At 68.2% G+C, this 19,535-nt stretch carries 19 protein-coding genes; 7 read left to right on the top strand and 12 right to left on the bottom strand.

Translation table 11 applies throughout. The annotated features are described in order from the left end of the window. Positions 1-52 precede the first annotated feature (52 nt). From ACL03I_RS35430 to ACL03I_RS35415, 4 genes are all read right to left on the bottom strand, one after another. Positions 53-1,069: a CgeB family protein gene (locus tag ACL03I_RS35430; protein WP_355073240.1), complete on the bottom strand. Its 1,017-nt coding sequence runs from the start codon at positions 1,067-1,069 to the stop codon at positions 53-55. After that, on the bottom strand, positions 1,066-2,337 hold the full coding sequence (locus ACL03I_RS35425) for a lipopolysaccharide biosynthesis protein (protein ID WP_356963501.1): 1,272 nt from the start codon (positions 2,335-2,337) through the stop codon (positions 1,066-1,068). Before ACL03I_RS35425 ends, ACL03I_RS35430 begins: the two co-directional genes overlap by 4 nt. A gap of 146 nt (positions 2,338-2,483) precedes the next feature. Continuing rightward, positions 2,484-3,614, bottom strand: coding sequence for a glycosyltransferase family 4 protein (locus ACL03I_RS35420; RefSeq protein WP_355073241.1), 1,131 nt, complete (start codon positions 3,612-3,614; stop codon positions 2,484-2,486). Continuing rightward, entirely contained in the window at positions 3,611-4,687 is a 1,077-nt protein-coding gene (locus ACL03I_RS35415) for a glycosyltransferase family 4 protein (protein ID WP_412808157.1), read from the bottom strand. The genes ACL03I_RS35420 and ACL03I_RS35415 overlap by 4 nt, the downstream gene beginning before the upstream one ends. Positions 4,688-4,947: 260 nt before the next feature. Here ACL03I_RS35415 and ACL03I_RS35410 point away from each other — a divergent pair, with 260 nt between their 5' ends. Further along, positions 4,948-5,766 (top strand): glycosyltransferase family 2 protein, encoded by an 819-nt coding sequence (locus ACL03I_RS35410; RefSeq protein WP_355073243.1) that lies wholly within the window; start codon positions 4,948-4,950, stop codon positions 5,764-5,766. Between the two features lie 182 nt (positions 5,767-5,948). On the opposite strand, the gene ACL03I_RS35405 is transcribed toward ACL03I_RS35410, so the two are convergent. Further along, positions 5,949-7,115, bottom strand: a complete 1,167-nt coding sequence (locus ACL03I_RS35405) for a class I SAM-dependent methyltransferase (RefSeq protein ID WP_412808136.1) — start codon at positions 7,113-7,115, stop codon at positions 5,949-5,951. A 14-nt stretch (positions 7,116-7,129) separates the two neighbouring features. Between ACL03I_RS35405 and rfbC the strand changes: the two genes are divergently transcribed. Beyond that, positions 7,130-7,693, top strand: coding sequence for a dTDP-4-dehydrorhamnose 3,5-epimerase (gene rfbC, locus ACL03I_RS35400; RefSeq protein WP_412808135.1), 564 nt, complete (start codon positions 7,130-7,132; stop codon positions 7,691-7,693). Here the strand turns inward: rfbC and ACL03I_RS35395 are convergent. The 4 genes from ACL03I_RS35395 to ACL03I_RS35380 are packed head-to-tail and all read right to left on the bottom strand — an operon-like array spanning position 7,671 to position 11,411. Then, on the bottom strand, positions 7,671-8,705 hold the full coding sequence (locus ACL03I_RS35395; RefSeq protein WP_355073754.1) for an NAD-dependent epimerase/dehydratase family protein: 1,035 nt from the start codon (positions 8,703-8,705) through the stop codon (positions 7,671-7,673). The two genes, rfbC and ACL03I_RS35395, sit on opposite strands and share 23 nt — an antisense overlap. Before the next feature lie 5 nt (positions 8,706-8,710). Then, positions 8,711-9,379 carry a PIG-L deacetylase family protein gene (locus ACL03I_RS35390; RefSeq protein ID WP_412808134.1) on the bottom strand — a complete coding sequence of 223 codons (669 nt, stop codon included), beginning with the start codon at positions 9,377-9,379 and terminating at the stop codon, positions 8,711-8,713. Next, on the bottom strand, positions 9,358-10,131 hold the full coding sequence (locus ACL03I_RS35385; protein WP_355073250.1) for a glycosyltransferase family protein: 774 nt from the start codon (positions 10,129-10,131) through the stop codon (positions 9,358-9,360). The genes ACL03I_RS35390 and ACL03I_RS35385 overlap by 22 nt, the downstream gene beginning before the upstream one ends. Beyond that, positions 10,128-11,411 carry a methyltransferase domain-containing protein gene (locus tag ACL03I_RS35380; RefSeq protein ID WP_412808133.1) on the bottom strand — a complete coding sequence of 428 codons (1,284 nt, stop codon included), beginning with the start codon at positions 11,409-11,411 and terminating at the stop codon, positions 10,128-10,130. The genes ACL03I_RS35385 and ACL03I_RS35380 overlap by 4 nt, the downstream gene beginning before the upstream one ends. 451 nt (positions 11,412-11,862) lie before the next feature. On the opposite strand from ACL03I_RS35380, the gene ACL03I_RS35375 reads away from it, so the two are divergent. The 3 genes from ACL03I_RS35375 (at position 11,863) to ACL03I_RS35365 (ending at position 14,828) form a co-directional block, all read left to right on the top strand. Continuing rightward, the gene (locus ACL03I_RS35375; RefSeq protein WP_355073254.1) at positions 11,863-13,380 is read left to right on the top strand and encodes a sugar transferase; all 1,518 of its coding nucleotides are present in this window, start codon (positions 11,863-11,865) and stop codon (positions 13,378-13,380) included. A 171-nt stretch (positions 13,381-13,551) separates the two neighbouring features. Next, positions 13,552-14,379, top strand: coding sequence for an alpha/beta fold hydrolase (locus tag ACL03I_RS35370; RefSeq protein WP_412808132.1), 828 nt, complete (start codon positions 13,552-13,554; stop codon positions 14,377-14,379). Between the two features lie 41 nt (positions 14,380-14,420). Beyond that, a complete protein-coding gene (locus tag ACL03I_RS35365) occupies positions 14,421-14,828 on the top strand; it encodes a hypothetical protein (protein WP_412808131.1) in 408 nt (135 codons plus the stop codon). A gap of 37 nt (positions 14,829-14,865) precedes the next feature. Here the strand turns inward: ACL03I_RS35365 and ACL03I_RS35360 are convergent, their stop codons facing one another. Next, positions 14,866-15,609, bottom strand: a complete 744-nt coding sequence (locus ACL03I_RS35360) for a lysophospholipid acyltransferase family protein (protein WP_355073259.1) — start codon at positions 15,607-15,609, stop codon at positions 14,866-14,868. Positions 15,610-15,620: 11 nt separating this feature from the next. Next, positions 15,621-16,370 (bottom strand): lysophospholipid acyltransferase family protein, encoded by a 750-nt coding sequence (locus ACL03I_RS35355; RefSeq protein ID WP_355073260.1) that lies wholly within the window; start codon positions 16,368-16,370, stop codon positions 15,621-15,623. A gap of 76 nt (positions 16,371-16,446) precedes the next feature. On the opposite strand from ACL03I_RS35355, the gene ACL03I_RS35350 reads away from it, so the two are divergent. Together ACL03I_RS35350 and ACL03I_RS35345 are read left to right on the top strand one after the other, a co-directional pair. Next, positions 16,447-17,409, top strand: a complete 963-nt coding sequence (locus ACL03I_RS35350) for a hypothetical protein (RefSeq protein ID WP_412808130.1) — start codon at positions 16,447-16,449, stop codon at positions 17,407-17,409. A 42-nt stretch (positions 17,410-17,451) separates the two neighbouring features. Continuing rightward, the gene (locus ACL03I_RS35345) at positions 17,452-18,990 is read left to right on the top strand and encodes a Rieske 2Fe-2S domain-containing protein (protein WP_356963297.1); all 1,539 of its coding nucleotides are present in this window, start codon (positions 17,452-17,454) and stop codon (positions 18,988-18,990) included. 54 nt (positions 18,991-19,044) lie between these two features. On the opposite strand, the gene ACL03I_RS35340 is transcribed toward ACL03I_RS35345, so the two are convergent. After that, positions 19,045-19,386: a BP74-related protein gene (locus tag ACL03I_RS35340; protein WP_039794242.1), complete on the bottom strand. Its 342-nt coding sequence runs from the start codon at positions 19,384-19,386 to the stop codon at positions 19,045-19,047. Between the last annotated feature and the right edge of the window lie 149 nt (positions 19,387-19,535).

Below are 19,535 nucleotides of genomic sequence, written 5' to 3'. Positions count from 1 at the left end.
GCCGCAACCGTGACCAGTGCAGCCGCGACGGCGGCTATATCGGTGTAGGCGTTCAGTTCCCGACCTCCGCGGCGAGGCCGACGATCTGCCGGGCGCGATCCACGTAACGATGCCCCTCGGCGGTGATCCGCCGGTGCCCGGCCGCCGCGACCTCGGCCGCGCGCTCCGGGTGGGCGGCCACCCAATCGAGAATCGAGACCAGTTCGTCGGTGCCGTCGAACAGGAAGCACTCGACGGTGTCGCGCAACAGCTCGGCGTGTTCGCCGGTGCGTTCACCGACGAACAATCCACCGGCCGCGGGCACCTCGAAGGTACGGCAGGTGTGGGTGTCGCGGTTGCCGGAGTTGAGCAGCACCAGATTGGCTGTCACCTCGGCGACCGCCGCGGAGTATTCCGGACCGTACACCGCGCCGCCGACGACGGCGCGGGTGGCGCGCAACTCAGGAACCCGGCGCCAGCCGGGGCCGCGGACCAGCAGGCGCGGTCCGTAGCGGCGTGCCAGCGACACCAGTTCGGCGCGTCGGTCGGGTCGGCACACTCCGATGAAGCCGACCAGATGATCACCTGTGCCTCGGCGCGCCGCCGGATGATGCCAGGCCGGGTCGTAGGCGCTGAGCACGAAGCCCGCGGCACGGGCGCCACGCGCCAGCAACTCCGGCACGTTGTGCTGTTTGGTGGTGACGATGAGGTCCCAGCCGGGTTCGGCGGCCAGGTAGGCATCGGTCAGGTTCTCGGGATTGGACACGTCGTCAGGGCTGTAGTGCACATGCAACGCGGCGGGCACGTCGAGCAGTCGCTGCTGGTCCAGATGGATTCCCTTGAACACGAACAGCATCTCGGGCCGGAAGGTGGCAGCGTTTCGTTCGATCTCGGCGTGTACCCGTTCGACTGTGCGCCGGTCGCGTCGGCCGGTCGCCTTCGCGTACACCCACGGCGGCGACAGCCTGGCCGGAAGGGTCACCGGTGTGGAGTCGACCACGAGCACGTCGTGGCCGGCCTGACGGAAGCCGTCGGCCAGCGAACGCGCGTTGCTGCCGAGCCAGTCGTCGCCGACGAACAGAATTCTCATGGTCGGATTTCCTTCCGGGGCACGATCGGCAGCGGCACGGTGTCGGCTTCGGCCCGATCCCGGCGCGTCAGGAAGCGCACACGCAGCAAATGCCAGGTGGCGACGGTGATTTCGGCCACCAGCAGGCCGTAGACCAGGGTGTGCACCGAGCGGGTCCGCACGGTCAGCACCAGTGCGCCCGCGGCGACGAGAGTCCCCAGCAGCGCGCCGATCAGGACGCCGGTGGTGTCCTGGCGCACCGGCAGGATGGCCGTGGTGATGAAGGAGGTGACCGTCGTGGCGGGCAGAATCAGCACCTCGATCCGCAACAGGCCGGTGGACGCGGCGAACTCGGTTCCGAAGACCAGCCGGATGAGCAGTGGCGCGGCCAGCCAGATGCCGACCGAAGCGAGTGCGGCGACGGCGACGGTCACGGCCAGCGCTTGCAGGCTGTGCCGCCAGAACCCGTGGTCGTCGCCGCGCCGGGCCATCCGTGGCAGCAGCGCGAAGCCGATGGCGTCGAGCAGGGATTGGACCGCGCGCACCAGGCGGTCGCCCGCCGAGTACAGCCCCAGCGAGATGGCGTCGAGCACGGTCGAATACAGCGTCGCCGCGCCCTGGCCGTAGCCGGTGACCAGCAACCGGGAGACGAACACCGGAACGCTGCGGCGCAGCACGACGCCGTAGTAGCGAGGACGAGCAGGCGACCCGTACCGGCGCCAGGCGTCCCACCATGTCAACGCCACCGTCGGCACGGAGGACAGCAGTAAGCACAGCAGGGCGATGTGCGAGTTCGGCAGCTGGGGAAGCAAGCCGACCAGCAGCCCGAGATAGCACAGTCGGCCGATGGTCTGATACGCGGTAGAGGTGCCGAATCGTCCCTCACCGATCAGCAGCCAGTCCTCCGACAGGGACCAGAAGCCACCGACGAACAGCCCGAGCAGCACCATCTGCGCTGCTTCCGGCACGCGCACGGCCGAGGCTACGGCGAGCGCGGCACCGAACAGCGTCGCCGTGGTGAGCCGGATGGCCAGATAGTCGCCGCGCAGCTGGTTGATCTCCCGCAAGCGGGTGTCTTTGCGCGCGTTGATCTCCGGCACGCGGGCGGACAGGAACTGCGTGACTCCCAGATCCACGACAAGCGAACCGATGAAGTAGGCCGACATGCCGATGGCGAGCAGGCCGAGGCCGTTGGCGCCGAGCACCCGGGCGATCAACGGCACGGTCACGACCGTGACGATGTACTGACCGTATCTGCCGAAACTCACCAGGGCGATATCGCCGAGCACCTCGAACCGGCTCGGCTTGCTGTGCGCGCCACCACCTCCCGGCCCGCGCGCCCCGTCGGCGCGCCGGTGCACCCCGCGGGGGCGCGGGGGCAGTTCGACGCGGGGGAAGACGTCGGTGGTGAGCGTGGCCAGGTAATCGGGTTCGGTCACGGCGGCGCCACCTCGTCGAGGAAGCGGGTGACCACATGTGCCGTGGCGCGGATGTCGAAGTCGCGCGCGCGGTCGGCGCCCGCGGCGGCGATCCGGGCGCGTGCGGCCGGATCGCCGAGCAGTTCGGTGAGAGCCGCGGTGAGGGCGGCTTCGTCACCGGCAGGAACCAATCGGCCGGTACGCCCGTCGTCGATGATCTCGGCCGGGCCGCCGGGCACCGTCGCGATCACCGCGCAGCCCGCGGCCATACCCTCCACGACCACCTGCCCGAACGGCTCGGGCAGCACCGAGCAGTGCACGAGCACGTCGGCCTCGGCGAGGTACCGGTCGGGGTCGTCGACGTGACCGGTGAAGGTCACGGCCAGACCGAGTTCGTCGGCGAGTCGTTCCAAGTACTGCCGAAACGGCTGTTCATCGAAGAACGTGCCGCCGACGAGGTACACCGCAGCAGGCCGGGTCGGCACCGCCGCCAGGGCTCGCAGGAATACGTCCTGGCCTTTCCAGGGGCTCAACCGTCCCACGACGACTACGACCGCGTCGGCGGCCGCGCGTCCGCGCGGCGACGGCGGCGCTGCAGGCAGGGCGACGCCCGGATAGGCGACGGCCGCCGGGATACGCGCGGGCAGCGTGGCACGGGTGCCGTGACTGTTGGCGAGCAGTCCCCGGCAGACCAGGGCGGCCAGCAGCCGGATCGTGGTGGCCGGGAGCAAGCCGAAGTAGTCCCGGGACACCCGGTCGTGGACCTGCCAGACGAGCGGCACCCGCGCGCGGCGGGCCGCGACCGCCCCCAGCACGAGCGCTTTGCTGCTCTCCGCGACCAATACCCGAGCGCGCAGCTCGCGGACCGCGCCACCGACCGTCCAGCCCAGCCGCAGCAGCGCGAGAAACCCGGTGATCAGCCGCAACGGGCCGGATGCGGTGGTCATCGCCCGGCTGTCGAATCGGCCTGTCACGACACGAGTCTCGATCCCCGCGTCGCGGGCACGAGCCATCACCGGGCCGTCCTCGGTGCACACCAGCGCCACTTCGGTGCCCTGCGTCCGCAGTGTGCGCAGCAGCCGCAGGGTGGCCAATTCGGCTCCGGAGGGCGCGGCGGTATGGCCGAGGAAGACGGCGGGTCCGCTCATACGAGCTCCCGGTACAGCGCCGCGTGCCGCCGGGCGGCGACATGCCAGCTGAAAGTCTCCGCGTGGGCGCGGCATTGCGCCGGTGTGGGCCGACAGCCCGCGATCGCCGCGCTGATCCGAGCCGCGAGCGCGGTGGGGTCGCCGGGCGGCACGATCAGCGACGGATCCAGGCCCTGCACGGCGTCGGGCAAACCACCGCACCGGGTGACCACCGGCGCCCGGCCCGCGGCGAGCGACTCGAGGGCGATCAGGCCGAATCCCTCCAGGGCTACGGTCGGCACCACCGTGAGTGCGGCGGAGGTGTAGCGGGCGGCCAGCTCATGGTCGGGAATCCGGCCGGTGAACTCGACGCTGCCGTCGAGCCCACCCTCGGTGGCTGCGCGCCGGAGATCCGCCTCGGCGCTGCCGGTTCCGACGATGACCAGACGAGCCTCCGGGTGTTCGGCGAGCACCCCGGGCCAGGCGCGCAGCAACACATCGATCCCCATCCGGCGCTCCAGTCGACGCACACAGAGCACGACCGGCGCAGACGCGGGGACCGGGGCGGGGCGGAACCGGGTGAGATCGACCCCGGGCGCGATCACCTCGATGCGATCGGGCGCGATGCGGTAATCGTCACACAGCACGTTGCGGAAGTGTTCCGAGAGCACAACGAAACGATCCGCGCAAACGTATCGCATACGCTCGATGAGGTATTTGGCGAAGGCTGCGACGGGATGCTGTCCGTGCATTCGACTTTCCGCCGCCCACGGGCCGTGGAAATGAACGACGAGTGGTAGCCGGCGACCACGCCGGTCCCTGGCGGCCGGGCCGTAGAGGCAGAAGTGGCGATCCACCACCGTGCCGGGGTCCAATGCGTCGCGAGCGCAGAACGCGGTGCGGGCGCGGCGCAGGGTCGACCCGCCGACCGGCCCCCAGGATCGCGCCCCGGCATGCGTCCGGTCGGGCAGGCCGAAAGCGGCGGCCGACATCGAAATCCCTGGTATATCCGATAAAGCGCCGTGTAAGTCCGTGAAATATCGGCCCAGCCCGCCGGGCGCGGCGCCGAACCATTCCGATCCGGTCATGTGCACCTTCACCGCGCCGGACGCACTCGTCATGACCCGATCCCTTCGTCCCGTTCGCCGCACCGTGAAGTCGTCTGCCGAACTCGTTCACGGCCGGAAAGTATAAGGCTGCACGCCGGATTCATCCTGGTCGCGCAGAGGTGCGGTAACTGATATCCAGCACTGGGAATTCCGAATGCAGATGCCAACTCGCGGTGAAATGTGGCATAGTTTCGGCAATTACGAGGCAATGTCCGATCGCGATTCTGGCAAAGGGGCGGCTTGGGATGCGGAAACTGTCGGTGTGCGTGCCGGCCTACAACGCGGAACGAACTCTGTCCGCGACCCTGGACTCGGTGCTGGCCCAAGATCTCGATTTCGAAGTCGTGATCCTCGACAACGCGAGCACCGACCGCACCGGTGACATCGCGCGAGCGCGGCGCGATCCGCGCGTGCGTGTGCTGCGCAACGATCGGGTACTGCCGATCGGCGCCAATTGGGACCGGGCGATCCGGGAATCCACCGGGGACCTCGTGAAGGTGGTCTGCGCCGACGACATCCTGCGTCCCGGCGCCCTCACCGCGCAGTCGGCGGAGTTCGACGACGACGCGATCGCGTTGTGCGCGGGCAGGTTCGACGTGATCGACGAGTCCGGCGACATGCTCGAGACGGGGCTTGGGCTGCCGCAGCTGGTCGGCAGGCACGGCAGCCGCCATCTGGCCCGGATGATCGTGCGTCGCGGACCGGCCGACTTCGGCCCGACCGCGGCCGCCATGTTCCGGCGTACCGACTACGACGCCGTCGGCGGACTGCGCGGCGACCTGGTGTTTCCGATGGATGTGGACCTGTTCGCCCGCGTCGGCAGCCGCGGCGCTTTCGTCGGGCTCGGCGACATCGTTGCCGCGTGGCGGAACTCCTCGTTCAACCTGTGCAGTCGCACCTCGACCCGTAGCAAGCTCACCGAGCAGCTGCGATTCCATCATCGCCTGGGCGCCGATCACCCGGATCTCGTGCGTCCGGCCGACGTGCTGGCCGGTGATCTGCGTCTGGTCCGGGCGTTGGGGACGCGGCTGCGGGTGCGAGCGCGGGCCACGGTAGGCCGCTGAGCACGATCGCGGTTGCTTCTGTCCGGTAGGGTCCACTGTCGATCACACCGTCGAGCTCGTGCCGTCGACAGCGGCGGTGCCGCCGCACATCGGCAAGACAGCCGCGATAATCAGCGCAGTGGCCGGTGCGACCGAGTCAGCCGGCCAGTGCAGCCGGTGTCGGCGCATCCGAGGGGTGGTGTTCATCGGTACGGCTGTCCTTCGCTCGTGAACTGCTGGCCGGGGGCGGCCCAGGGGGTGTGGCGGTCGTCCACACCTCCTTTTCTGGGTCCGCGGGGATCGTCGAGGAACCAGCGACCGTCGAGTTCCGGAAGTCCGGACGACACTTCACCCAGCAGGTCGGGCAGCGTCAACAGCACCCGGTCGGGTGCCGCCTCGATCAGCTCCCGTGGGCTGATGATCGGGATGTCGGTGCCGGGCATTCGGCGTCCCTGCTTGGCGGGCGCGACGTCGGCGACGCCTGCGACAAGCCCCTGGTGCGCACCAGCCAGCGACAGCAGGGCAACCGCCCGGGACGCCGCCCCGTAGGCATAGACTCGCTGCCCGGCCGCGGCCGCATCGATCAGCCAGGTCCGCAGCGCGCGCACGTGATCGTCCACGAACCGCTGTAGCAGGCGCAGCGATTCCGGGGTGATGATCTCGCGTTCGCGGGACAGGATCTCGCGCACGGTGCGGTCGGGCGCTGCGGGCCCGCGCCGAGCTGCCACCAGCACCGTCCCCCCGTAGAGGTCGAACTCCCACGCGGTGGTCACGCCCATGCCCGCGCCGGTGAGCGCCAGGCTCAGCGCATGCAGGGAGTAGTACGCGAAATGCCCGTGGCGCAACGCGTTCCACTGCCGCTGTGCCACGATGGCGGCGAGCGAGTGGTACTGCAACAGCAACAATCCGCCCGGGACGACGGCCGCGGCGCGGGCGGCGAAGGCTGCACGCTGGTCGGGTTCGTGCATGATGCCGAAACAGTCCAGAACCAGGTCCGCCCGCGCCGCGTCGGCTTCCGCGCAGCCACGCTCGGCCAGCAACGGCAGCCACGAACCACCGTGCGGGCTGCCGAATTCGATGACCGTGTTGCCGCGCAGCAGTCCGGCCGCGTCGACCCGCGCAATCGCGTCAGCGGCCTGATCACGGAGAGCCTGCGGCTCCACTCCACGGGGTTCGGACGCCACGGTGTCGTCTTCGGCGAGTTGTGCCAGCTCGCATCGCGCACACCGCACCATCCGCAGTGGATGCGTGGTCTCCGCCGGCGTCACCGGTCGTGCCGCGGGCGGGAAATCATCGGCCGCGGGCACCGTCCCGAGATCCAGGACGGTGTGCAGAACGGCGCCGGAGCAGGCGCGGCAGCGGCCGGTCATGACACGATGCCGGTGTGCGTATCGAGCAGACCGACCTGGCCGACGTGGTGGTGTTGATCCCAGCGCCCGTCCGGGACGACCGGGGCCTTTTCACCCGGACCTTCGATGCCGCCGAATTCGACTCTCACCTGGGGATTCCAGGAATTTCCGCCAGTTTTGTGCAGGACTCGCAGTCCCGGTCGCGCCGGGGGGTGGTGCGCGGCATGCACGGCCGATCCGGGCGCGGCGAGGCCAAGCTGGTCCGCTGCGCACACGGCGCGGTGCACGACGTGCTGGTCGATATCCGGCCGTCGTCGCCGACGTTCGGCCGGACGCAGGCGTTCCGGCTCGACGACGAGGAGTTCCGGCACCTGTACGTGCCGCCGGGATTCCTGCACGGATTCCAAGCGCTCACCGACACCGCCGACGTGTGCTACCGCATCGATCGGCCGCACGATCCCGCCGAGGATCTCGGCGTCGCCTTCGATGATCCGGACTTGGCGATCGCCTGGCCGCTGCCGGTGACGGTGCTGTCGGATCGCGACGCGAACGCGGGACGATGGGAGCATCTGCGGGCTACCCTGTCGCCGGCGCGGTGACCGCACACAGCCGCGGGTCCAGCGCGCCGGACGCGCGCAGCCGCTGGAGCCACGTGAGTCGCGTGAATCGCTGAAAGAAGGCGTCCTGGGTGAGGCCGCGTTCGGTGTACTCACGGTAGAGTTCGGCGGCGCCGTCGGGCACCGACCACTGCGCCTCGAACCCGAGCACCGCGCGAGCGGCGGAGAAGTCGACCCGGTAGGAGCGTGGGTCGGCCCCGGTCTCGCCGGTGACCAGCAGCCGCGACCCCGGCACGGTGGCCACCACCGACTCGGCGATCTCGGCAACGGTGAGGTTGTTTCGCTCGGTCCCGATGTTGAACGCCCGGCCGGCGACGGCCGATGCCGGTGCGGTGAGGCAGCGTTCGAAGGCTGCCGCGATGTCGCGGGCGTGGACCAGCGGCCGCCAGGGCGTGCCGTCGGAGAGCACCTTGACCACACCGGTGAGGACGGCGTGACCGACGAGATTGTTGAGCACGATGTCAGCGCGGGGGCGAGGCGAGAATCCGAACGCGGTGGCGTTGCGCAGGAACACCGGAACGAAGTGGTCGTCGGCCAGCGCCGCGACGTCGTCTTCGACCCGCACCTTCGACTCGGCATACGGGGTGATCGGCCGCAGCGGCGCCGACTCGGTCACCAGCTCGTCTCCGGCGGCCCCGTACACCGAGCAGGTGGAGGCGTACAGGAACCGTGACACACCGGCTTCTTTCGCGAGCCGAGCCAGACGCACCGAGGCGCGATGGTTGATCTCGTGGGTGACTTCCGGCGCGAGCGCGCCCAAAGGATCATTGGACAGCGCGGCGAGATGGACGACCGCATCGATGCCGCGAAGGTCTTCGATCCCCACCGATCGCAGATCGAGGCGCAGGCCCACCGGGTCACCGGCGAACTCGCCGAGCAGGCAGTCGGCGAACCACCCGGTGTCGAGCCCGATGACCTCGTGCCCGGCGGCCCGCAGTATCGGGACCATGACGGTGCCCAGGTATCCCTGATGCCCGGTGACCAGGACTCGCATCGTTGTCACTGCTTCTCCCATCGAATGACGGCCTTGTCCACCACGAAGGCTTCGGCGTACTCGGTGCGGCACTGCACGCCGCGGATCCGCGCGGAGGCGAGGAACGCGGTTTCGTCGAACCAGTCGCGACCGGTCTGGGACGGGTAATGCCGGTGCAGCAGTTCCGATTTCCGCTGGACCAGCTCCGCGTCGACCGGGTGGAACACGGTCGGCGCCGGTGTGTCGACCTCCGCCTTGAGGATCTCGTAGCCGAGGATCAGGTGGTCGCGGAACTCGGTCGGCACCAGCTCGGCGAGCGTGCGGTGATCTTGGTGCGCGTCGCCCGGTTGCGGGGCGAACACCAGGTCCGGTTCGCCCGCCCGGCGAAACTCCGCTACGGCCGTCTTGATCCGATCCCAGTGCGCCGGTGCTCGTCCGTCCGGGACGTCGAGCACCGTCAACTCCGGCGTCCGTCCGGCGCAGAAGGCGGTGAGCGCCGCCCGTTCCTCCTCTTCGCGCTCGGTGCCCGCACCGGAGAGGACCAGCGCGCGCACCCGCATATCCGGATGGTCGCGGGTCAGCGACAACAGCGTGGCGCCCATGCCGATCGGGATGTCGTCGCAGTGCGCGCCGAGCAGGGCGATCTCGGCGGGCCGCGGGGGAAGCAGCGCGATCACGGCTCCCACACCATCCATGGCCGGTGTCCGCTGCGGTAGGCCGCGTCGAGTTCGGCGCGCTCCTTGAATGTATCCGCCGGCTTCCAGAATCCGTCGTGGCGGTAACCGAACAACCGGCCCTGGCCTGCGAGCGCTCCGCAAGCGTCCTCCACCAGATCTCCACCGGGTGGCAGCAGGTCGAAGATCTCCCGGCCGAGCACGAAATAGCCGCCGTTCTCCCACAATGGCATATTCGCCACGGGAACGATGTCCTTGACCTCACCGGTAGGGCTGAGGTCCACGCAGTGGAACGACGATTGCGGCGGCACCACCATGAGAGAGGCCGCCGCCCCCGAAGCGTGGAACTGGGTGATCATCTCGTCCAGGGGAGCGTCGGTGAGGACGTCGGCGTAGTTGGCCAGGAAGTGCTCGTCGTCGCCGAGATGCTCGCGCACCCGGCGCAGGCGCTCCCCAATGGCCGACTCCACGCCGGTATCGACCAAGGTGATCGTCCAGTCATCGATGTCGCTGCCGAGCAACTCGACCCGGCCGTTGCGGATCACGAAGTCGTTGGACGCCGACTCCCGGTAGGTGAGGAAGAAATTCTTGATGTGTTCGGCGCCGTATCCGAGGCACAAAATGAATTCGGTGTGGCCGTAGTGCGCGTAGTACCGCATCACGTGCCAGAGCAAGGGGCGGGGGCCGACGAGTTGCAGCGGCTTGGGCACCATGTCATCGCTGCCTCCGCGCATGCGCATGCCGTAGCCACCGCAGAACAAGACGACTTTCATCGGCGCCGGTTTCCTTTCGACTCGGCTCCGGCCTGCACCGTGCGGGCCGGGAACGCCGGGTCGATCACGTGCAGCTCGGGCAAGGGATAGGCGAGCCGACCGCCCCACTCGGCGACATGCCGCAACTGTGCGGTGATCTCGGACTCGAGATTCCAAGGCAGCACCACGATCACGTCCGGGCGATCGGCGTCGAGACGGGCCGGCGGGTGGATCGGGATTCGCGTTCCCGGTGTGAATCTGCCGTGTTTGTAGGGGTTGCGGTCGACGGTGTATTCGAGCAGGTCAGGTCGGATCCCGCAGTAGTTGAGCAGTGTGTTTCCCTTGCCCGGTGCACCGTATCCGGCGACGCGTTTGCGCTGGTGCCTGCAGTCGAGCAGGAACCGAAGCAATTCATGCCGCACCGACTCGGCACGCTCCCGCAGCGATGTGTAGCCGGCCACCGAGTGCAGCCCGGCGGCGCGCTCGAGGTCGAGCACCACCCGCACCCGGTCGCTCACCGCCTCCGCGGCGGCATCGGGGCGCACCCACAGCCGGATCGATCCGCCGTGCGTCGGTAGCCGATCGACATCTACCACGGTCAATCCGGCGACAGCGAGCGCACGCTGCGCCGACAGCACGGTGTAGTACTGGAAATGCTCGTGGTAGATGGTGTCGAACTGACCGGACTCGACCAAGTTCAGCGCATGGTGGACTTCGATGGTCAGCATGCCGTCATCCGCCAGCAGGATGCGCAGCGCACGAGTGAACCCGCGCAGATCCGGGATGTGGGCGTAGACGTTGTTCGCGATCACCAGATCCGCGGGGCCGTGTTCGGCACGGACGCGGCGTGCGGAATCCTCGTCGAGGAAGACGGTTTCGGTGGGCACGCCCGACTCGCGAGCCGCTGCTCCGACGTTGGCCGATGGCTCGATGCCCAGGCATCGGATGTCGCGGTCGACGACGTGGCGCAATAGGTAGCCGTCGTTGCTGGCGACCTCTACCACGAAGGAGTTCCTGCCCAGCCCCAGCCGTGCGGTCGCGGTGTCGACGAACTCGCCCGCGTGCCGGACCCAGCTGTCGGAGTAGGAGGAGAAGTAGGCGTATTCGGTGAAGGTGTCTTCCGGCGTGATCAGCGCCGGAATCTGCAGTAGCAGGCAGTCGGTGCACACCCGGAGGTGCAAGGGATAGGTCGGCTCGGGCAGGTCGAGCTGATCGGCGGTGAGGAACGATTCGCACGGCGGTGTGGCGCCGAGGTCCAGAATGCTGGACAGCCTGTCGGAGTCACAGAGTCGACAGCGCACAGATCCGATCCTTTGCTCGAAACGCCCCGGCCCGCCGGAACGCCTGTCGCGGCACACGGAAGCAGAAGCTGCCCGGCGTATCACGAGATGCGCGCGACGAGAACGTCATTCGTGGTACCGACCGCACCTGTTGCGACCTTCAGCGTACCGACGGCAATATCGGCCGGGTTACACATCCGCGTTACTAACTGTGATATAGGGCACATTTCATATTCGCACTCGTGGTGTTATTCCAAACGCGCATCACAATGGGTCGCTGGGCGGATTCGCATCAGTTAACATCCCGATCACGCTGCCTCGCGCACACCTTCTGACCGGCGAGAAATGTTGTGACACTTGCCGATCAAGTGCCGAGGAAGCGCTCGGTAGAGGCGGTCGGGACGCTGCCGGGACAGCCGATCCTCGGATCGGGTAGCAATTCCACCGTTGCCCCAGGAGGGGTGTTCTCTTGATGAAATCCAAGGCTGTCCCGGAATGGCATGGGACCGCCGAAATCCCACGATCCTTCACGGTTACCCCGGTTACCGTCTCGACCCGTAAGGCCTGGCGATCGGAGTACGTACGCCGCCTCGCCATCACCGATTTCGCCGCCGTATCCATCGCTGTGGGGAGTGCGCAACTGATCCGTTTCAATGAGGGCGGCGCTCCGCCGCTGGCCTGGGAAGGGCCGTACCGGGTCGGCTACACGATGGTATCCGGGGCGCTGGTCGCGGGCTGGTTCGCGATCCTCGGTAGTGCGGGCAGCCGTGCGCCGCAGCTGGTCGGCAGCGGTGTCGAGGAATTCCGGCGGCTGATGTCGGCGACGATGCACCTGTTCGGCGTACTGGCATTCACGTCACTGGCACTCGAAATCAAGTTCGCCCGAGGGTATCTCGCGATCGCCTTTCCGGCGGGCGTACTCGCGGTGGTCGGTGGACGACTGTGGTGGCGCCACCAGCTTGCCAGGGCACGCCGCCGGGGACGCTATCGTTCGGCCGTACTCGTGGTCGGTACGGCCGAAGCGGCCGCGGCGATATCCGCGGCGTTCGCCACAGACCCGGGCGCCGGGTACAACGTTGTCGGCGCCTGCGTGCCGGGTGGGCAATCAGGAGATGCGCCGCTGGCGTTCACCGGCGGCACGGTCGCGGTCGTCGGCGACGACAGCGCCGTGCTGCGGGCGGTCCTGCACACCCACGCCGACACCGTCGCCATCGGTCCGACCCGGCATCTCGGTCCGACCGAGTTGCGCAGGCTCGCCTGGGAACTGGATGCGCTGGGAGTCGAGTTCATGCTGGCGCCAGGGGCGGTCGACATCGCCATATCCCGGCTCACCAATCGGCAGGTCGCGGGAATGCCGATGATGCACATCGCCGAACCGCAGTACGAGCGGGCTCGGTCGGTCAGCAAAACGGCCTTCGACATCGTCTTCGCGACGATGTGCCTGCTACTGCTGCTGCCGGTGTTCCTCGTGATCGCGATCGCGGTGAAGACCACCAGCCGCGGCCCGGTCTTCTACCTGTCCGAACGCATCGGCCGATACGGCCTGCCCTTCCGCATGATCAAGTTTCGCAGTATGCACGACGATGCCGACCGATATGCCGAAGCTTTGATCGCACAGCAAGGTGCAAATCCGGTCTTCTTCAAGATGAAGATCGATCCCCGCGTCACGCCGGTCGGACGATTCCTGCGCAAGTACAGTCTCGACGAGCTGCCGCAGTTCCTCAACGTGCTGCGCGGCGACATGAGCGTGGTCGGGCCGCGACCGCAGGTGCGGCGGGAAGTCGACACCTACGACCACATGATGCGCCGACGCCTGCTGGTGAAGCCGGGGCTGACCGGCTTGTGGCAGGTCAGTGGCCGGTCGGACCTTCCGCTCGAAGACGCCGTGCGGCTCGATCTGTCCTACGTGGAGAACGTGTCCATGCGGATGGACCTGCGGCTGATCGCGCGCACGGTCGGTGTGGTGGCCCGGGGTGACGGAGCGTACTGAAGGCCCTGCGGACCGGGCGGTAGTCGGATGTTCCGACCGCCGCTCGCGTAGGGCGGTCGAGAACGCACCCGATCTGGGCTGAACTACAACCGCCGCCGCGAAACACGGTGTCAGTGGCCGTATCAGGCGGGTGTCAGGGCGGTGTCAGGCCGGACGCCGAGAGTTGTTGCCATGACGAAGAACAGCAACCCGGCCCCCGCTTCGAAGTGGACCGGCACGGTGCCGGTGGACGATACCGCCCTGGCGGTCACCGATACCGGCGGTCCCGGTATCCCCGTGATCTACTGCAACGGCCAGTTCGCCACTCAGGGCTACTGGCGGCGGGTCATCGCCGCGCTCGGCCCCGCCTACCGGCACATCACCTTCGACGAGCGCGCCCGCGGCAAATCCCGGCGTTCGGCGGACTATTCCTTCGAGGCCGCCGTCCGGGACGTCGATGCGGTCTCGGCGGCCAGAGGCGTGCACCGGGCGCTGTTGGTGGGCTGGTCCTACGGGGCAGTCGTCGCGGCGCACTGGGCCGACCGGAATCCGGACCGTGCCATGGGCGCGGTGCTGGTCGACGGCGCCTTCCCGTACGACTGGCTCGACGAGGCCATGGAGCAGCGGATCCGCAAGCTGTTCAAGCGGCTGAGCTGGTTCACGCCGCTGCTGCGCCCGACCGGTCTGACCCCGCGGATGACCGCCGAACAGATGGCCGAGAGCAACATCGAGCTCGGCAAGCTCTCCCGTGAGCGCGAATTGGGTCCCCTGCTGGACCGCAGCACTGTTCCGGTGCGGTATGTGGTTGCTTCGGGGACGTCGTTCGGAAGCCGTGGCGACGAGCAAGAGCGAATCCGCACCAGCCTGGACGGCGTGTGCGCCCGCAATCCGAACATCCGGATCGGCGCGAAGGTCGCCGGCAACCACGGCGCGATCCTGCGCAAGGACTTTCGCGCCATCGCCGATGCCGTCCGCCAGACCGCACCGGCCGGAGACCAGCACGGCTCGCCGAGCCACTGACCGGCCCGCCGACCCCCCACATTTCGAAGGAGCACACCACCATGTCCATCACCCTGACCGACCAGGACAAGGCCACCGTCCGCACCGCCGCCTACGGCGCCGTATCGCTCATGGCCGCCGCCGACGCCACCGGCTCACCCCACAAGGCCGCCACGCACGGCAGCATCGCCCTGTCGTCGGCAACCGGCCTGGTCGGGCACGTACTCGCCGCGAAGTCCAAGGACATCACCCTGAACGGCAAGAACGTCGCCGAACTCACCGACCATGTGCTGCCTGCCCTGACCGCGGCGATGAGGCTGCTCGCGAATCAGGACCCGGCCGAGGCCGACAACTTCCGCAGCACCGTCCTCGTCGCCATCGACGCAGCCGCCGGATCCCACAAGGGCGCGCCCAGCCCCGTCCCGGCCGAGATGGTCCGCAAGATCACCGCAGCGCTCGACGCGGCCTGATCGAGTGCCGCCCTACGACGTGGCGGGTACAGCGCCGTCACCGCGCCTTCGCGCGCCGCCGCCTCTCCATCTCCTCGCGTTCCAGCACAGCCGCCTCCGCGAGAGTCGGGGCGGTTCCGCCGAGCCGTGCGGGGACCCAGCGGGCGCCTTCCACCATTGGATAGTCGCGTTGAGCGAGGTCCAAAAGCTCACCCATCCGCGTCCGCAAGGTGGCGGTGAGTTTCTCGGCCGGTTCATCGGGCGGGATCGGTGCGCCGATCCGGATGGTGACCGGAAAATTATGGCGGCCCAACTGCTTGGGGATGTCCTTGGTCCAGATCCGATGAGCGCCCCAGATGACCAGGGGAACGATCGGGACCCCGGCTTCGACCGCCATGCGCGCCGCACCGGACTTGAATTCCTTCAACTCGAAGCTGCGGCTGATCGTCGCCTCGGGATAGACCACGACCACCTCGCCCTCGCGCAAAGCGGTCACCGCGCGGGCGTACGACTCGGCTCCGGCCGTGCGATCGACGCCGATCGCCTTGCAGTGCTTCATGAGAAAGCCGACGATGCCGTGTTCCAGTTCGGCCTTCATCATGAACCGGACGTTGCGGCCGGACTTGCGCCCGACCAGTCCGACTTCCATGAAATCCAGATAAGCCGTGTGATTCACCGCCAGCACCGCGCCGCCGGAACGCGGAATGTGCTGCCTGCCCTGGATATCGAGGCGCAGACCCTGCGCGAAGAAGATGGCGCGGGCCAATCCGGTGAGAATGTCGTAAACCGGTTCGCGCGCCATCGCACCTCCCGCTACTGCCCCGCCGCGTTCTTGCGCGCGGCCTTCGCCTCGGCTTCGGCGGCGTCCATCGCGTCCGCCTCTTCCAGGGTAGGAGCGCTGCCGCCGAGCCGGGCCGGAACCCAGTACGCGCCGGGCTCGTGCACATAGTCCTTCTGCAGGTCGGCCAGCATTTCCCGCATGGTCGAGCGGAGCTTGGCGGTGAGTTCGGCGGCGGGCTCGAACGGCTGGATCGGCTCGCCGACCGCGATCGAGATGGGCGTGTTGGTGCGGCCCAGCCGCTTCGGGAACCCCTTCGTCCAGACCCGCTGCGCGCCCCAGATGACGATCGGAATGATCGGCACCTCCGCCTCGATGGCCATGCGCGCCGCGCCGGACTTGAATTCCTTGATCTCGAAACTGCGGCTGATCGTCGCCTCGGGGTACACCCCGACCAGCTCGCCACGGCGCAGATAGTCCACAGCGGCCTTGTAGGAATCCGCGCCCGCCGAACGGTCGACGGGGATGTGCTTGAGCGCGCGCATGATCGGGCCGGAGATCTTGTCGTCGAAGACCTCCTTCTTGGCCATGAACCGGACGTAGCGCTTCGGGGTGCGCACCGGCAGGCCCGCGTAGGTGAAGTCCATGTAGCCGGTGTGGTTCACCGCCAGCACGGCGCCACCTCGGGCGGGAATGTGTTCATCGCCCTTGACGGTGAACTTCAGACCTTCGATGAAGAAGACGGTACGGGCGAGGCCGATGATCGTCCGGTAGACGGGTTCCACAAGTCCGCTAGCGTAGTCGCTGCTCGTCCCCATCGGCAGTTCGCCGCCGCCGCGCGCCGCGCCGGAGCGAGGACGCATGAGCAGCCCCGACCGCACGTCCGGAGAGAAGAGGATCGTCGAAGTGGAACGCGCCCGATCGGTACCGCGCGAGTACGACCGCAGTGCAGCACGCGAGCGGAACCGGGCCGGGCGAGCGACCCGCGCCGCGCTGGCCTGCGGCTCCGCCCTGATCGCTGCGATCGCGCTGACCGGATGCGATTCCGTCGTCGGCATTCCGGAGGAGACCCCGCCGCAGGCGGCCGTTCGCACGACACCGCCGGCCGCCGTGCCGGCCACGCCCCCGCCGAGCTCCTCCGCGCTTCCGCCGGTTCCCGCCGACGCTCCGGCGGTCGGCGCGGTCGCGGGGGTGCCTGCCGCCGCCCCGGCGATGCGGCGCTGGGCGGCCGACCTGCGCTCGCACACCATCGCCGAGATGCAGGACAAGTGCTGGACCATCGCGCCCAGGAACGTCGCCGAGATGTACGGAGACCAGCAGGCCGTCCTCACCGCGTTGGCCCAGCCCGGCACGGCGGGCCAGGACGCCGTCATCTGGAAGAGCCCGACCACCACCGTCGCCGTCCAGCGCGCCGAGATCGAGACCGGCTACGCCTGCCCGCGCGTCGCGACGGCCGGTGCGGAGATCGCCTACAACGACGCCGACGCCCGGCACACCGTGCGCCGGTACCTCTCCCGCTTCGTCGGCACTCCGCTCGACCCCGCCGACAAAGAAGGCGACTACCCTCTGATCTGTAAGGCGTCCCCGGCGTCCTGGGATCCCAAGGGCACCGGGCGTCCGAGCCCCGCGCCGCTGGCGAACAACCAGGGCGTGCTCACCGGGGCCGCCGAGTTCGCCGACCAGCAGATCCGGTCGGAGCAGGTGAACACCGACTACATCGCGGTGCTCGTGCCGGTGACCAACTCCTCCGGTGTGACGCAGACCCGCACCTTCACCTTGCGCTCCGGGACGGACGGCTACTGCATCGGCGATGTCTCGCCGTAACTACTACCCTGGTTGGCTGGTAAACAGCAGGAGGAGCAGCTAGTGCAGATCACCAGCGTCGGACACGCCGGATTCCACATCCGCACCGCGGCCGGGTCGATCCTTTGCGATCCCTGGGTGAACCCCGCGTACTTCGGTTCCTGGTTCCCGTTCCCCGACAACACCCAGCTGGACTGGGACGAGCTGGGCGCATGCGACTTCCTCTACGTCTCGCACCTGCACCGCGACCATTTCGACGCGAAGACGCTGGCCGAGCACGTGAACAAGGACGCGACCGTGCTGCTGCCGGACTATCCCGTGCCGGATCTGCGCCGGGAGCTCGAGCAGCTGGGCTTCCACAAGTTCTTCGAGACCGAGGACTCGGTCAAGCACACGGTGACCGGCCCCGGCGGGGACCTGGACGTCATGATCATCGCGTTGCGCGCGCCCGCCGACGGCCCGATCGGCGACTCCGGGCTCGTGGTCTCCGACGGCGAGACCACCTGCTTCAACATGAACGACGCCCGCCCGGTCGACATGGACGTGCTGCAGGACGCCTTCGGCCATGTCGACATCCACCTGCTGCAGTACTCGGGCGCGATCTGGTACCCGATGGTCTACGACATCCCGGCCCGCACCAAGTCGAACTTCGGCAAGCAGAAGCGTCAGCGCGGCATGGACCGCGCCCGCAGCTACATCGAGCAGGTCGGCGCGACTTGGGTGGTGCCGTCGGCGGGTCCGCCGGTGTTCCTGGACGACGAGTTGCGCTACCTCAACGACGATCGCGGTGACGAAGGCAACATCTTCCCCGACCAGAAGGTGTTCCTGGAGCAGATGGAGATCCACGGCAACGGGGGCGGAATCCTGATGATCCCCGGCTCGGTCGCGGACGTGCGCGGCGCCGAGCTGACCCTGACCCACCCGAGCGACCCCGCCGAGATCTACGACAACAAGGCCGAGTACATCGAACGGATGGCCCAGCGCCTCGCCCCGGTACTGGAGGCCGAGAAGGCGACCTGGGAGCGCGGCGATGGCTCGCTGCTGGAGCCGCTGCGCAAAGTGTTCGAGCCGATCATGGCCCAGAGCGACGTGATCTGCGACGGCATCGGCTACCCGGTCGGCTTGGTGATCGGCGAGGAGACCGTCGTGCTGGACTTCCCCAAGCGCACGGTGCGCGAGCCGATCGAAGGCGAGGGGCGCTACCGCTACGGCTTCCGCATCGCGCCGGAGCTGGTGCGCACGGTGCTGCGCGACCGGGAGCCCGACTGGGTGAACACCATCTTCCTGTCCACCCGCTTCCAGGCCTGGCGCATCGGCGGATACAACGAGTTCCTCTACACCTTCTTCAAGTGCCTCACCGACGAGCGGATCGCCTACGCCGACGGCTGGTTCTCCGAGGCGCACGACGACTCCGCCTCCACCGAACTCAGCGGCTGGGAGGTGCAGCGGCGGTGCCCGCACCTGAAGGCGGACCTGTCGAAGTTCGGTGTGGTCGAAGGCAACACGCTGACCTGCAACCTGCACGGCTGGCAGTGGGACCTGGAGTCGGGACGGTGCAAGACGTCCAAGGGCCACGAATTGCGCTCGCGCAAGTTGGACTGAATCCGAGACTTCCGGCCGGCGTTCACACGCCGGCCGGAAGCGTTTGCCAGCCGATTACCGGTCGGCGACCTCGCGGGTCAGCTTCGACGACCACGGACACCAGAAGCAGCCCGGCAGAAACGCGCCGCACGCCTCGTCCAGGTGATCGTTCACGTACATGATGCTGGCGTCGCAAACCTCGATCGCCATGGTGAAGAAGGTGATGGTGTCGGGGTCCAGATGGAAGTCCCAACCCGGGTTGTAGGGGGCGGGCATCTTCCGGATCCGGCCCATGACGTGGACGGACATCTGCTCGTCACCCGACAGGATGCGGCGTGCTTCGGCGATCCGCTGCTCGTTGGTCAGCTGGATGATGAACTCTTTGCCGGAGTAGTCGGTGAATGCGAAGAGCGCCATGTCTTCCCCTCTTGTCGATGGGTCGTGTTGGTTGGATGGCGAATCCGCACCGGTGCGGTTCGATCCTATCGGCGCATCACCGTAGATTTGCTAGAAATTTGCTAACCAGTAGATAACCGGGCTCCGGTCGGTCTCGGCGGCAGAAAAGA

Origin of the sequence: Nocardia sichangensis (genome assembly GCF_047200615.1) — a bacterium.
GTDB lineage: Bacteria > Actinomycetota > Actinomycetes > Mycobacteriales > Mycobacteriaceae > Nocardia > Nocardia sichangensis.
The sequence above is the reverse complement of the archived record's forward strand: the minus strand, read 5'-3'. Positions and strand labels throughout refer to the sequence as shown.